This window comes from Streptomyces nidicola, from assembly GCF_050106155.1.
GTDB lineage: Bacteria > Actinomycetota > Actinomycetes > Streptomycetales > Streptomycetaceae > Streptomyces.
Genome location: NZ_JBNBPI010000001.1, coordinates 8,427,787 through 8,441,975 on the forward strand (window position 1 = coordinate 8,427,787; position 14,189 = coordinate 8,441,975).

Consider the following 14,189-nt stretch of genomic DNA (forward strand, 5'->3'; position numbering starts at 1 on the left):
GAGTACACGCACATGTCCCTGATCCTGGTGACGGGAGCCTCCACCGGCCTCGGACACGCGACGGCGGACGAGCTGGCCGGGGATGGACACGACGTGGTCGTCCACGCCCGGACCCCGGAGCGTGTGGCCGCGCCCTCCGGGGCCGGCCGGTGGGCGGGCGTGGTCACCGGGGACCTGGCCGAGACCGCCGAACTCTCCGAAGTCGCCCGCCAGGCAGCGGAGTTCGGCCGCTTCGACGCGGTCATTCACAACGCCGGCACCATGCACACCCCCGAGGCGGCCACGGTCAACACGGTCGCGCCGTACGTACTGACCGCCCTCATGGACAAGCCGTCCACGCTCGTCTATCTCAGCAGTTCCATGCACAGGGACGGTTCCACCGACCTGACGCGGCTCGCCGACGGCACGGCCACGTACAGCGACACGAAGCTGTGGGTGACCGCGCTGACCCTGGCCTTCGCGACCCGCTGGGAGGGCACGGCCACGCATGCCGTCGACCCGGGCTGGGTCCCCACCCGCATGGGCGGCCCGGCGGCCACCGACGACCTGACGGCCGGCCACCGCACCCAGACCTGGCTGGCCACCCACACCGGCGCCACCCCGCCCACCGGCGGCTACTGGTACCACCGCCACACCGAGGACCCGCATCCGGCGGCGCGGGACCCACGGTTCCAGGAACGGCTCCTGCGGGCGCTGCGGGACCTGACGGGGGTCGCGCTCGACTGAGTGCGGCTCGCGTCCCGCGCACCTCGTCCTAGGACGGAAGTCGCAGGTCGAAGGTCGGTCGACAGGAGGGGCGTGACACCACAGGGTGGGCGATGTGATGTCTCGTGACTTCGATGTGGACACGTTCCTGCGACAGCCGCTCACCGCGCGCCTCGCCACCAGCGGCCCCACCGTCCGCCCGGTCTGGTTCCTGTGGGAGGACGGCGCGTTCTGGGTGCTGACGGGGCCGTGGGCCCGACTGTTCGACCGGGTGCAGGACGACCCGCATGTCGCGCTCGTCGTGGACGAATGCGACGTCGCGACGGGTCGGGTCCAGCAGGTGATCGCCCGGGGCCGGGCCGAACTCGTGCCGTTCGACGTGCCGCGGGGCCGCCGCAAACTGGTCCGCTATCTGGGAGCGGACGAGGCACTCTGGGACGACCGTTTCGTGGGCTACCTGTACGACGAGCCGAGCGAACGGGGCACGATGTGGCTGAAGTTGAGCCCCACGTCACTCACGGCCAAGGACCTCAGTTACGTCGCCGCGCGGTCCTGACGGGGTCTCGGCAGGTGCACGACGGGGCCCGGCGCGATGTGCTGCGCCGGGCCCCATTGGTGTCGGCCGAGTAGATGTCGGCCTACCCAGTAGAGGTCGGCCTAGTAGCAATGCCGTTGCGTTTGCTGTCGGCGTAGGCTGGTTGACTGTGCTTCCCGGGGGTGGTGCGGGTGACTGCGAGTGTGTCTGACTTATCGGGTCTGGGGCTGTTGACCTGGGTGTATCCGCCCGGTCTGGTGGATCGGGTGGTGGCCGCGTGCGGCCGGTCCGAGCAGCGCAGACGGCTGCTTCCGGCGCGGCTGGTGGTGTATTTCGTGCTGGGGCTGGCGTTGTTCTCGCCCGCCCCGTATCTGGACGTGATGCGCCATCTGGTCGCGGGACTGCGGGGCCTGGGGCTGCTGGGTGACTGGCATGTTCCGGCGAAGTCCTCGCTGTTTCGGGCCCGGCAGCGGCTGGGCTCCGAGCCGCTGCGGGTGCTGTTCGCCGCCACCGCGAAGCCGCTGGCCACCGAGGCCACGCCCGGCGCGTTCTGGCGGGGACTGCGGATACTGGCGGTGGACGGGACCTGCTGGGACGTGGCGGACAGCGAGGCCAACCAGGCGGCCTTCGGCCGGCCCGGCAACAGTCGCGGGAGTGGCCGCAGTGCGTTCGTGCAGGTGCGGATGGCCGCCCTGGTCGAGGTGGGCAGCCACGCGGTGCTGGATGCGGAACTCGCCGGTTGCCGCACCGGCGAGGTGACGTTGGTGGGTCGGCTGCCCCGCTCCTGCGGGCCGGGCCAACTCGTGCTGGCCGACCGCGAGTTCCTCGGCGTGCCGCTGTGGCGGGCCTTCACCGCCACCGGGGCCGACCTTTTGTGGCGGGTGCCCGCCAACCGGGTCCTGCCCGTCGAACGGCTCCTGCGGGACGGATCATGGCTATCGCGCATCCACGCCGGCACCGACGCCCGCCACCGCGACCCGGTCACGGTCCGGGTGGTGGCCTACCGGCTCGCCGACGAGGAAACGGACTACCGCCTGGTCACCACGTTGCTGGACGCCCACCGCCACCCGGCCCGCGAGCTGGCCGCCCTCTACCGGGAGCGCTGGGAGATCGAGGCCGTCTTCGCCGAGCTCAAGACCCACCAGCGGGGCGCGAAGGTGGTCCTCTCCAGCAAGACACCCGACGGGGCCCTGCAGCAGATCTGGGCCCATCTCCTGGTCCACCACGCGTTGCGGGAACTGATGGTGGAGACCGCGGCCACCCGCCAGCTCGATCCCGACCGGGTCTCCTTCACCGAGACCCTGCGCTCCGCCCGACGCAGCGTGACCCTCACGCCGGGCACCTTTTCCCCCTGACCTCCTGGCCCGGCACCTGGACCTCCTCGAAGAAGACCTTCTGGACAGACTCCTGCCACCCAGGCGCCTGCGCAGCCAGCCCCGGGTCGTCAAGCGCAAGATGTCCAACTACTGGCTCAAGCGCGCCGAGCACCGCCACTGGCCACAGCCCACCCACGCCGGCACCCAGGCCATCCGCATCCAACGCCCCCAACCCACGAGCCAGTAACGCAACGGCATTGGGCCTAGTAGATGTTCGCTGCCACGTCCGCGCCTTCCTCACGGCCCGCGTTGATCTGCGCGCGCAGCGCGATCTCGTCGTACACGCGGACCTCCTTCACGATGCGGCCGTCCTGGATCAGGAACTGGGAGACACCGAGCACCGTGACCGGCTTGCCGGTGAGCGGACCGAAGGCCGGAATGCCCTTGTACGTGCCGTGCATGGTCCAGGTCACGGCGACGCGCAGGCCCGCGTAGCGCTCCGCGTGGTGGGTCTGGACGTCCCGTACGGCGAAGCGCGCGTCGGGGAAGGGGCCCACCATCTCCAGCAGATCGGCCTGGTAGCGCTCCGGGCGGATGACGGTGCGGTCGCCGATGGTGTGCAGGAAGAGGTCCCGCGCCATGAAGTCGTTGACCTTGTTGAGTTGGCGCTGCGACCAGACCTGCTCGATGAAGTCCAGGACCATCTCGCACTCGGGGCGGAAGTCGTCGGGGCGCGGGCCGCTGACGCCCTCCACGAGGACGTCCTTCGGCGGGTCCTCGGTCATCGACCCGGTGTAGCCCTGGAACTGGATGCCGCGCGCGGCCTCGTCCGGGTCGATGCCGAGCTGCAGGCAGTCCGCGAGGTCGTCGCGCACCACCCACTCCTCGACCATGCGGCCGCGCCGGTAGAGGCAGTTGGCGACCGTGCGCTTGCGGACGCGGATGTTGCGGCCGTCCACGAGGTGCTCGTCGGCGGAGAAGACCAGGTGTGAGCTGAGGAACGCGTCGTCGCCGCGGGCCTCCCACACCACGTCCTCGGCCTGACCGATGTGGCCCGGCACGGCGGCCATCCGCATCGTGCTGCCTTCGATGACACCGTCGCGGCCGACGACCGTGCCGAGGCTGGCGTGCACGATCGAGTCGGGCTCGTAGTTGGCGACGATGTGGTCGATGTCGCGCTCGACCCAGATGCGGTCGGTCACCTCGCGGATGAACTCGTCGGGGTCGTTGTAGGGCTCGTACGCGACGGGGTCAAGGGCCATGGTGGTTCTTCCGTTCCAGTGCTGTGTGAATGCGTATGTAGCGTGACTGATGTGTGGTGTCCCGGGCAAGGGGTCCGGGACCGCGGGATCAGGCGGGCCGTGGTGTCTCCTGGCGGGGGAACTTGTCCGCGCCCAGCTGGCTCCGGTACGTCTCCGTCATGAAGGCGGTCACGACGACGAGGGCCAGGACCGCGCCGGCGGCCAGGTAGGCCCACACCGCGTAGATCGAGTCGAAGGTGTCGACGAGCAGCGTCGCCACGAACGGGGTGATCCCCATGAAGATGGAGAACGAGCTGTTGTACGCGATGGCGCTCGCGCTGAACCGCGTACGGGTGGAGAAGAGTTCGGCCGCGCAGACCGTGACGATCACCGTGAGGAAGAACTCCGGTACCAGGTAGATGAGTTGGCTGACGATCGCGGCGGCGAAGGTGCCCCGGTCGCCCACCCAGAAGGCGAGCGGGACGAGGACGATGCAGGCGATGGCGCCCGTGATGAGCATCGGCTTGCGCCCGACGCGGTCCGAGAGCTTGCCGGCCAGCGGCAGCAGCGGGATGAGGACGGCGATCGAGATGGCGTTGGAGGCCAGGCCCATCCAGCGGGGCAGGCCCAGCGTGTCCGTCAGGTACTGCGGATAGAACGTGACCCAGGTGTAGGACAGGATCGCGCACATGATGGAGATCCCGCAGTAGACCAGGATCGGCCGCCACTGGGAGCGAAGGGCCTCGCGCACCGGGGACTTGACGACATCGGCGCCGTCGTCGGTGGCCCGCACGAACTCCGGGCTCTCCGAGATGCGGCTGCGCATCCACAGACCGATCAGGCTGAGCGGGATCGCCAGCAGGAACGGCATGCGCCAGCCCCACGAGTCCAGCGCGGGACCCTCGAACACCCAGCTGGTGAGCGCGGCGACACCGGCACCCGCGAGGGTACCGACGAAGCAGCTGTTGGAGGCGTACGAGGTGTAGTAGGCGCGCCGGTTGGGCTCGGCCCACTCGACGATGAACGCCACCGCGCCGACGTACTCGCCGCCGGAGACGACTCCCTGGACCACGCGGAGCGCCAGGAGCAGGAGCGGCGCCAGGATGCCGACCTGGTGGTACGTGGGCAGGACCGCGACGAGGGCGGTGGACGCGCCCATGGCCACCAGGGTCCACAGCAGCGTCTTCCTGCGGCCCACCCGGTCGCCCCAGCGGCCGAGGAGGGTCCCGCCGAGGGGACGGACCAGGCATGCGATCGCGATGATCGCGTAAGTACCCAGCACGGCAACGGTCTTGTCGCTCTCGGGGAAGAACGCCGGAGCCATGATCGGCGCCATGTAGCCGTACAGGCCGTAGTCGAACTGCTCGACGAAGTTGCCGACGCTGCCCGCGCCGATGGCCCGGCGGATCGCGCTCCGCTTCTGTGCTTCGTCGGGGGCGGTCGCTGGGGTGGTGCGAGGTGGCGCTGCAGAGGACATGGCTGCTCCGATCGCGCGGCGGATGAGGGGTGCGAATGAGGGGGAGGTGTGCATACGTGCGGGCGTATGCATACGTATGAACTAGGGTTGAACGTTAAGGTTCCGGGAGTGGGTCGTCAAGAGGTGCGGACGGGCCCGAAGGCGGTGTGTCACGACGAAGGTGTGGCACGGCCGTGACGGTGCGCGAGGGCGCCCATGGTGTCCATCAGTACCTGCGCCATGTTGAAGACGATGAGCCGGGCCCCGGCCTCCTCGGCGGCCTGCGCCGCTTCGAGGTGCGGGACGATCGTCATCACCGTGCGCCCGCTCTTCGCGGTCGCCCGATGCGCCTGCTGGACAAGGCCGTTCACGACCTCCGGGGCGGGGAAGCCGCAGTCCGCCCCGAGGTCCGCCGGGCCAACCAGCACCGCGTCCACGCCCTCGGTGCCGGCGATCTCGGCGGCGGCGGCGCAGGCGCGCCGCGTCTCGATCATCGGGATGACCAGCGTCTCGCGGGACGCGGCCACATGCTCGGCGGCGGTGACCGTGCCGAACCGCCCCGACCTGCTGTACGTGGCGAAGCCCCGCTCGCCCCAGGGCGGGTAGTGGCTCGCGGCCACGGCCCGCCGGGCGTCCTCGGCGCCGTCCACGTGCGGGTGGATGAGACCGGCGGCGCCCAGGTCGAGGGCGCGCAGCGCCAGCGTGGGTTCGGCGGTGCCCACACGCACGACGACATCGATCCCGTGGGCCTCCGCCGCCATGATGTGCTGCTGGAGCAGCGCCGTGTCCGCGGGCCCGTGCTCGCAGTCGATGACCACGTAGTCCAGACCGGCGACGCCCGCCATCTCCACCAGCGTCTCCGACGGCAGCCGCAACAGGGCGCCGCGCAGCGATTCACCGCCCGCCAGACGCTGCTTGAGGCTGCGGCGCGGGGTGCGAGGGACGCTCATCGTGCCACCATCCCCGCCGACAGGTCGATATCGGCGCCGCACATGCCGCGCATCCGCAGCATCGCCGTCACCGCCTCGCCCACCTCTTCCTCGGTCACCATCCGGCCGAGCCCGGCACGCGACACGAAGGCCTCCTCGGCCTCCGCGTAGCTGCTGCCCGTGCGCTCGGCCTCGAGCCGGAAGTTGCGCTCCATGCGCGGGCCCGAAACCGGCCCGGGGGAAAGGGAGTTGACCGTGACGCCCTGCGGGCCGACCTCGCCCGCAAGAGTCGTCGTCAGACCGATGACCGCCATCTTCGACGCGCAGTACGGTGTGCGGCGCAGCAGCGGCCGCTTGCCCGACACCGAGGCCACGTTGATGACATCACCGGACCCACGACGTGTCATGGCGGGAAGGAACGACCGGCACATCAGGAACACACCGCGTACGTTCACATCGAAGACCTCGTCCCAGTCCTCGGGCGAGATGTCGGTCAGCGGCGCCACGGGGCCCGCGATGCCGGCGTTGTTGACCAGGATCGATATCTCCTCGTCCGCGAGGGCCGAGGCGAGCGCGTCGACGTCCCCGGGGCGGGACACGTCGCAGACCTGAGGGACGACCCCGGGCCCGAGCTCGTCGGCGGTGCTCTTCAAGGAGTCCACGTTGCGCCCGGTGATCACCACGCGGGCGCCGTCGGCCAGCAAGGACCGGGTGATGGCCCGGCCGAGTCCGCTGCCGCCGCCGGTGACGAGCGCGGTCCGCCCGGCGAGCGGCGCTTCCGTACGGGAGGTCATGCGCCCGCCTCCTCGTTCCAGGTCAGGGTCGTGCCGCCGTACTTCACCCGGGCGACGGGGGCGGGGGACTTGAGATGTCGGGGCATGAGGACTCTCCTCAACTCGCTTCGTTGGATACGGGGACGGTTCTCAGGCGGCGGCGACCGCGGCGACCAGTTCGTGCAGCGCCGCGTCCACGGCGTCCGGCCGCTGCCACGGCACCAGGTGCCCGGCGTCGGGAAGTTCGCGCATTCGGGCGTGCGGCAGGGCCTCGGCGATGGCGTGGTGGAAGGTGGGCGGGCAGAGCGTGTCCCGGCTGCCCGCGAGGACGACGGAGGGGCAGCGCGCCGAGCGCAGCGCCGCGAAGGCGTCCTCGCGGGTGGGCTGGGCGGCGAGCTGGGCGCGGGCGGCATCGGGGCCCACGGCCTGCGCCATGCGGCGGTAGCGCTCGGCACCAGCCGCGTTCGGGTGACGGTCGGGGAACATGTCCGGCAGCGTGCGCTCGACCACCTCCGCGAACCGGCCGGCCGCGACGAGATCGTCCAACTCCCGCCAGGCTACGTGCTGTTCGGGGCGAGGGGCGGCGGCGTTCGTCGCCATCACGCACAGTGCGGCGACCCGCTCGGGTGCCCGCCGCAGCGCCTCGAACCCGACGATGGCGCCCAGACTGAGCCCGACGAGCACGAACGGACCGTCCACCACGGACAGCACGTCGTCCGCGAGCGCCCCGATGTCCGGACGGGTCAGCGCGACGTGGTGGACGTCGTGACCCTCGGGGAAGGTGACGTCCGACCACAGACTCGCGTCGCAGAGCATGCCGGGGACCACGACCAGGGGCAGCGGCACGCCGGTCACCAGCGCCGGGCGGAGCGGGGGAGCAGCGCGTACGGGGCGACGTACCCGTTGTGGTCCAGGCCCAGGCCCGCGTCGGCGGCGGCCTTGAGGACCTCCTCGTCCCACTCCAGGCGGACCCGTCCGTCCCCGGAGTTGACCACCAGGAGGTCGCCCTCCTCCTCGCCGACGTTGCGCACCGTGCGCCAGGCGTCCTGCGGCACCGACAGCATGTCGCGCGGGCCGAGGCGCACCGAGACCTGGTCGGTGCGGTTGAGCGTGACCTCCCACTCACCGTTCTTGACGATGAGTGTCTGGGTCTCCTGCTGCCGGTGCTGCGAGACACCCTGGCCGGGCTCGGCGCGCAGCCAGGCGACGTTGTGGCCGTGAGGGTTGAACACGCGCGGGTCCTGGTGCGGGTCCTCGGTCATGCCGTAGCCGATGACACAGCTGAGGCGCGCCCCGCCGCCCGGCAGGCTGCTGTCGATGAAGGGGTGCTCCGACCACACGAGCTCGTCGGCCGCGGCGACCCGGCGCTTCATCTCCTCGGCGCTGTAGTGGCGCAGCCGGTCGATGTGCTCCTGCGCCATCGGCGTGACCCGCTCGGACTCCGGCGGCAGCTCGTCCCCCGCGACGGTGTCGACGAGCTGGTTGTCGGCGCTGAGGTACAGGCCGTGCTCCGCCGCCTCGCGCAGGACCGAGGGGCCCCAGATGATGCCGCCGGTCCTGTCATGGCCGAGGACGGTGAACAGCCAGCCGTCGTCAGGGCCCGTGTTGGTGAAGCCGCGGAAGATCCAGGTGGGGATGGACGCGATGTCCCCGGCCTTCAGCGGGAGTTCACCCTCCTCGCCGTCGGCGCCCCAGCGCAGCAGGTACTCGCCGTCGGTGCAGATGAACACCTCGGCCGTGTAGTGCAGGTGCAGGTTGTTGGTGATGCCGTGCGGCATGGCGGCGGCGCCGATGTTGTAGCCGTGCGGCAGCCGCAGGTTGACGTGCTGGCCGGAGGACTGCGAGACGCCCGGCCCGATCATGGCGTAGTTCTCCTTCCGGTCCGAGCCGGGTGTGCGGCAGTCGATGAAGGCCTGGTTGCAGGAGACGAAGTCGCTGCGGCGCACCGTGCGCTGTTCCAGCTCGGGGGTGGACACGATGACATCGGGCATGGGGGCTCCCTGGCCGAGAACGAGTATGGAATACGTATGCATTCCCATGACAGGCTCCGGAGGTGTGTCCTGTCAAGAGGGAAGGTACGTATTTCCTGATGTAGCGGAGTCGTGGCACCACGCGTAGGCATACGTATACTGGCCAGGCCTTCGGGTGCTGGTTCCGGGCGGTACGAGGTGTCGACGAGGAGAGAGTCATGGCGATCACGAGTCACGACGTGGCGAAACTCGCGGGTGTCTCGCAGCCCACGGTGTCCCGCGCGCTGCGTGACGACCCCCGTGTCTCGCAGGCCACCCGCGAGAAGGTCAAACGGGCCGCCGAGGCGCTCAACTACGTACCCAGCGAAGCGGGCCGCACGCTGTCGACCCGGGCCACCCACCGGGTCGGCGTCATCGTCACCGACATGACCAACCCGTTCTATCCGCACGTCGTCGCGCCGCTCCACGACGAACTGGAGCGGCTCGGCTACCGGATGATGCTGCTCACCGAGCGCTCCGACGAGGCGGTCGCCGAGGAGAAGCTCCTTGACCAGTCGCTCGACGGCGTCGTGCTCGCGACCGCCACCACCGACTCGCGCCTGCCCGCCCTGCTGGAGCGGCGCGGCATGCCCTACGTGTTCCTCAACCGGGACACCGGTAGGTCCGGCGACTTCGCCTCCGTCGTCGACAACGAGGGCGGTGGCCGCCTGGTCGCGCAGGAGCTGGTCGGTCTCGGCCACCGCCGCATCGCGGGCATCTTCGGCGCGGCCAACACCACGACGGGCCGCGACCGCGAGCTGGGCTTCCGGCTGGCCCTGGCGGACGCCGGTATCGGGCTGCCGGACGACCGTGTGGTGCGCGGCGCGTTCGAGTACGAGACCGGGTACGCGGCGCTGCCCTACCTCCTCGATGCGGCCGAACCACCCACCGCCGTCTTCTGTGGGAACGACGTGGTCGCCATCGGTGTGCTCAACGCCGCGCTCGCGGCGGGCGTCAAGGTGCCCGACGACCTCACCGTCATCGGCTTCGACGATCTGCCGATGGCGGCCTGGGAGGTGTTCCGGCTCACCACCGTCCGGCACGACCTGGGTGAACTGGCCTGCCAGGCCGCCCGGTTGCTGGCCCGGCGGATCGCCGGGGAGGTCGACGCAGACGGTGAACGCCTGGTCCTGCCGACCGAGTTCGTCCCGAGAGCCACCCACGCCAAGGCCCGCTGAACCCTCACGACCCGGAGGTCGCGCGCACCGGTTCGGTGGCGGGCGCGGGCGCCGCACCACGTCGCTGTCGTACGACACCCACGGTGGCCAGCACCGCGGCGAGCCCGAGCGAGAGCCACAACTCCAGCCGGTGGCCCGGCAGTACGGCCATCAGGACCAGTACCCCGGCGATGAACGCGATGGTGGCGAGCGTCAGATAGGGGAAGCCCCACATGCGTACGTCGGTCGGACGCTCGCCCTTGCGGCGCACGGCGTACTGCGTCAGCGCGATGACCATGTACATCATCAGCGCGATCGCCCCGCTGGAGGCGATGAGGTACGAGAACACGTCCGGCAGCAGATAGTTGGCGATCACCGCGGCGATGCCGACGACCGTCGAAGCGAGCACCGCGTTGCGGGGCACACCCTGCGGTGAGGTGCGGGCGAAGGCGGCGGGGGCGTCGCCGCGTCCGGCCAGCGAGAACAGCATCCGTGAGGCCGTGTAGACGGCGGAGTTGAGGCAGCTGCACACGGCGACCACCAGCACCACGTCCATGATCCGTGCGGCGCCCGGGATGTTCATCCGGTCCAGGACCGCCTGGTAGGACCCGGCCCCCAGATCGTCGGCGTCCCAGGGCACGAGGCAGACCACGACGAGGATCGAGCCGATGTAGAACAGCCCCAGACGCCACACCACCGCGCGGATCGCCTTCTTGATGTTCTTGCGCGGCTCCTCGGACTCCGCCGCCGCGATGGTGACGATCTCGCTGCCCTGGAAGCTGAACATCGCGGTGAGCAGTCCGGCCAGGATCGCCGTGACACCTTGCGGGGCGAAGCCGCCGTGGCTCCAGAGATTCGACACACCATGGGCGTCCGAGCCGGGCAGCACGCCGAGGATCGCGAGCGCCCCGAGGACCAGGAACGCCACGATCGCGACGACCTTGATCAGCGAGAACCAGTACTCGAACTCGCCGTAGTTGCGCACCGCCAGCAGATTGCTGCCCGTGAGTACGAGGATCACCGCGAGGGCCGGTATCCAGCTCGGGATCGAGGTCAGCCCCGCGACGACCTCCCCGGCCGCGATGGCCTCGATGGGGATGACCAGGATGTAGAACCACCAGTACAGGTACCCGATCGAGAACCCGGCCCAGCGGCCCAGCGCACGGTCCGCGTACGTGGAGAAGGAGCCGGTGTCGGGGTTGGCGACGGCCATCTCGCCGAGCATCTGCATGACGAGCACCACCAGGGCGGCGGCCAGCAGGAACGACACGATCACGGCCGGACCGGCGGTGGCCACGGCGGCCGACGAGCCGACGAAGAGACCGGCGCCGATCACCCCGCCGATGGAGATCATCGTGATCTGGCGGCCCTTCAGGCCCTGGGTGAGCGTCGCGCCCGCGGCGGGGGACGGCTCAGGAGGAGGGTGTTGCATGTGAGGATCCTTGGCTCGCGGACGAGGTGGGAGCCACGCCGCGCCTGAACGGCACGCAGGGTCCCGGAAGAGGGGTGGGCCGGGGACGGACGCCGATGACGACGTTGCCCCCGGCCCGGCGGTGAGGGAGCGGTCAGAGCTGCTCGCGCAGCGCGGCCGGTACATCGTCGAACGCGCCCGAGGTGCGCCCGATCTCGTCGATGCGCAGCGTCGCCGTGGCGCCGTGGGCCGCCAGGCCCTCGAAGGCGGAGATCCGCTCAACTGCCGGGGCCAGCGCGGCCGTTCCCTCCTTCGCGGCCCGCTGGTACGTCAGCGGCTTGAGGAACCGGGAGACCGACAGACCGGCGTTGTACCGCGCGGTCTTGCCCGTCGGCAGCACGTGGTTGGTGCCGGCGATGCCCTTGTCCGAGTACGCGACGGTGGACCACGGACCGATGAACAGCGAGCCGTAGTTGGAGAGGTTCTCCAGGTAGAAGTCGTCGTCCTCGGTGTGCACCTCGAGGTGCTCGGGGGCGATGACGTCCGCGACGGCGACGGCCGCGTCCCGGTCCTCGACCACGATGACGGAACCGAAGTCACGCCAGGCCGGACCGCAGATGTCGCGGGTGGACAGGGTGGTGAGCTGGCGCTCGATCTCGGCGATCACGGCGTTGCCCATCCGCTCGGACGTGGTGACCAGCGCGGCGGGCGAGTTGGGGCCGTGCTCGGCCTGGCCCAGCAGGTCGGCCGCCACCCACACCGGGTCGGCGCTGTCGTCGGCGATGACCGCGACCTCGGAGGGACCCGCGAGCAGGTCGATGCCGACCTGGCCGAACAGCTGCCGCTTGGCCTCGGTGACGAACGCGTTGCCCGCGCCGACCAGCATGTCCACCGGCGCCTCGCCCAGCAGCCCGAAGGCCATCGCGCCGAGCGCCTGCACACCGCCGAGGGCGAACACCCGGTCGGCGCGGGACAGGTAGGCGCCGTACAGCACCGCGGGGTGGGCGCCGTGCTCGCCCGACGGCGGCGTGCACGCCACGACCGTGGGCACACCGGCCGTCTTGGCGACGTTGACCGTCATGAACGCGCTGGCGAGGAGCGGGAACCGGCCGGCCGGAAGGTAGGCACCGACGCGGGAGACCGGCACGTACCGCTGGCCGCCCTTCACACCGGGGGCGAGCTCGATCTCGAAGTCCGTCAGGTGCTCGCGCTGTGCGGCGGCGAACCGGTGGGTGCGCTCGTAGCCCATCTCCAGGGCGGTGCGGACGTCCGGGGGCAGGGCGTCGCCGGACTTCTTCAACTCGGTTGCGGAGACCTCCAGTTCGCCGGACCAGCCGTCCAGCTCCTGGGCGTAGGAGCGCACCGCGTCCATGCCCTTGCGCTCGATTTCCGCGAGCATCTCGGAGACGCGCTCGACCACCTTCGGGTCGCGCTGGGCGGGCGGGCCGTCGACGGACGGCTTCTTGAGCCACTGGAGGGGAGGGAGGGCCTGTGCTTCGTCGTGCGTGATCTGCATGGCGAGGACGCTAGACGGGCTACTGCCACAGGACTAGAGGGGCGAGTCCTGTCCCGTCCACAGGGTTTTCCTGTATGTCACCGCGGTCCCTTTCGTGGTGCGCGTGACGGTCGCTCTCACAGGCCGCGTGCGAGGCGGATCTCGCGCAGGGTGTCCTCGGCGATACGGGCCAGTTCGCGGGTGGCGCGGGACAGCGGGTGTCCCCGGCGCCGTACCAGCGCGATGGTGTCGTAGAGGGGATCGGCGAAGCGGGCCGTGTGCAGTCCCGCGGGGAACGCGGGGCTGTCGACCACGGCACGGCTGGCGATCGTGTCGCCGACCCCGGTGGTCACCAACTTCAGGGCGGCTTCCACGTGTTCGAGCTCGATCAGCGGGTCGACGCGGACGCCCGCGAACTGGGCGCGTTCGGCGAGCTGCCGCCGTGTCGGGTCCTGCCAGCCGTAGTGGGCGTCGTACAGGACGAGGGGCGCCCGCGCGAAGTCCTCGATGGTCACCGGCGCGGCGGTGCGTTCCTCGCTCGCGCTGACGTAGTACACCTCGTCGCGCAGCAGCGGTGTCACCTGGAGTTCCTCCTCGTCGACGGGGAGCACCACCAGGCCCGCTTCGATGCGTCCGGCCGCCACGGCCGCCGCGGTCTCGGCGGAGTTCTGGCCCACGAGCCGCACCCGCACCGACGGATAGCGGGCATGGAACAGCTGCACCAGATTGGACAGCAGGTAGTAGTCCGCGTTGCGCAGGACGCCGAAGGTGGCGGTGCCGCCGCCGAGCGAACCGAGGGAGTGCACGGCCCGGGTGCCGCTGTCGGCGGCCTCCACGGACTGCTGGGCGTAGGGCAGCAGCTCCTGCCCCGCCGAGGTCAGAGCGAGGGTGCGGCTGCCGCGCACGAACAGCTCGGCGTCCAGTTCCGCCTCAAGCCGCCGCACCAGTTCGGAGGCGGATGCCTGGGCGATGTCCATGGCCCGCGCCGCCGCGGTGAACGACCCGAGCCGCTCCGCTTCGACGAAGGCCCTCAGCTGGTTGAGTGTCATGCGGCCACAGGCTAGTCCTGTGCCTGCCGCAGGAAACAGGGGGGTTGTCCGATGCCGGGCGGCCTGATTGGCTCGTCCGGGCCCGCACACCACCCGCGCACACCACCTGCGCA

At 70.6% G+C, this 14,189-nt stretch carries 13 protein-coding genes; 4 read left to right on the forward strand and 9 right to left on the reverse strand.

Features of this window, described 5'->3' with window-relative positions; all coding sequences use genetic code 11:
- Positions 1-12 precede the first annotated feature (12 nt).
- The 3 genes from ACOKM3_RS38070 to ACOKM3_RS38080 all read left to right on the forward strand — a co-directional run bounded on the left by ACOKM3_RS38070 (position 13) and on the right by ACOKM3_RS38080 (position 2,595).
- Positions 13-726: an SDR family NAD(P)-dependent oxidoreductase gene (locus ACOKM3_RS38070; RefSeq protein ID WP_426905828.1), complete on the forward strand. Its 714-nt coding sequence runs from the start codon at positions 13-15 to the stop codon at positions 724-726.
- Between the two features lie 97 nt (positions 727-823).
- Positions 824-1,261 (forward strand): pyridoxamine 5'-phosphate oxidase family protein, encoded by a 438-nt coding sequence (locus ACOKM3_RS38075; protein ID WP_426905829.1) that lies wholly within the window; start codon positions 824-826, stop codon positions 1,259-1,261.
- A 182-nt stretch (positions 1,262-1,443) separates the two neighbouring features.
- Entirely contained in the window at positions 1,444-2,595 is a 1,152-nt protein-coding gene (locus ACOKM3_RS38080) for an IS4 family transposase (protein WP_426905830.1), read from the forward strand.
- 224 nt (positions 2,596-2,819) lie between these two features.
- Here the strand turns inward: ACOKM3_RS38080 and ACOKM3_RS38085 are convergent, their stop codons facing one another.
- The 6 genes from ACOKM3_RS38085 to ACOKM3_RS38110 all read right to left on the reverse strand — a co-directional run bounded on the left by ACOKM3_RS38085 (position 2,820) and on the right by ACOKM3_RS38110 (position 8,946).
- A complete protein-coding gene (locus ACOKM3_RS38085; RefSeq protein ID WP_426905831.1) occupies positions 2,820-3,818 on the reverse strand; it encodes a nuclear transport factor 2 family protein in 999 nt (332 codons plus the stop codon).
- 88 nt (positions 3,819-3,906) lie between these two features.
- Positions 3,907-5,274: an MFS transporter gene (locus ACOKM3_RS38090; protein ID WP_426905832.1), complete on the reverse strand. Its 1,368-nt coding sequence runs from the start codon at positions 5,272-5,274 to the stop codon at positions 3,907-3,909.
- Positions 5,275-5,423: 149 nt separating this feature from the next.
- Positions 5,424-6,203, reverse strand: a complete 780-nt coding sequence (locus ACOKM3_RS38095) for an HpcH/HpaI aldolase family protein (protein WP_426905833.1) — start codon at positions 6,201-6,203, stop codon at positions 5,424-5,426.
- Entirely contained in the window at positions 6,200-6,976 is a 777-nt protein-coding gene (locus ACOKM3_RS38100) for an SDR family NAD(P)-dependent oxidoreductase (protein ID WP_426905834.1), read from the reverse strand. The genes ACOKM3_RS38095 and ACOKM3_RS38100 overlap by 4 nt, the downstream gene beginning before the upstream one ends.
- A gap of 129 nt (positions 6,977-7,105) precedes the next feature.
- A complete protein-coding gene (locus ACOKM3_RS38105; protein WP_426905835.1) occupies positions 7,106-7,801 on the reverse strand; it encodes an alpha/beta fold hydrolase in 696 nt (231 codons plus the stop codon).
- Between the two features lie 5 nt (positions 7,802-7,806).
- Positions 7,807-8,946, reverse strand: coding sequence for a cupin domain-containing protein (locus ACOKM3_RS38110; RefSeq protein WP_426905836.1), 1,140 nt, complete (start codon positions 8,944-8,946; stop codon positions 7,807-7,809).
- A 197-nt stretch (positions 8,947-9,143) separates the two neighbouring features.
- On the opposite strand from ACOKM3_RS38110, the gene ACOKM3_RS38115 reads away from it, so the two are divergent.
- Positions 9,144-10,142, forward strand: a complete 999-nt coding sequence (locus tag ACOKM3_RS38115) for a LacI family DNA-binding transcriptional regulator (RefSeq protein WP_426905837.1) — start codon at positions 9,144-9,146, stop codon at positions 10,140-10,142.
- Positions 10,143-10,146: 4 nt separating this feature from the next.
- On the opposite strand, the gene ACOKM3_RS38120 is transcribed toward ACOKM3_RS38115, so the two are convergent.
- The 3 genes from ACOKM3_RS38120 to ACOKM3_RS38130 all read right to left on the reverse strand — a co-directional run bounded on the left by ACOKM3_RS38120 (position 10,147) and on the right by ACOKM3_RS38130 (position 14,076).
- The gene (locus ACOKM3_RS38120; RefSeq protein ID WP_426905838.1) at positions 10,147-11,553 is read right to left on the reverse strand and encodes an amino acid permease; all 1,407 of its coding nucleotides are present in this window, start codon (positions 11,551-11,553) and stop codon (positions 10,147-10,149) included.
- A 133-nt stretch (positions 11,554-11,686) separates the two neighbouring features.
- On the reverse strand, positions 11,687-13,048 hold the full coding sequence (gene hisD, locus ACOKM3_RS38125) for a histidinol dehydrogenase (protein WP_426905839.1): 1,362 nt from the start codon (positions 13,046-13,048) through the stop codon (positions 11,687-11,689).
- A gap of 116 nt (positions 13,049-13,164) precedes the next feature.
- On the reverse strand, positions 13,165-14,076 hold the full coding sequence (locus tag ACOKM3_RS38130) for a LysR family transcriptional regulator (RefSeq protein ID WP_426905840.1): 912 nt from the start codon (positions 14,074-14,076) through the stop codon (positions 13,165-13,167).
- Between the last annotated feature and the right edge of the window lie 113 nt (positions 14,077-14,189).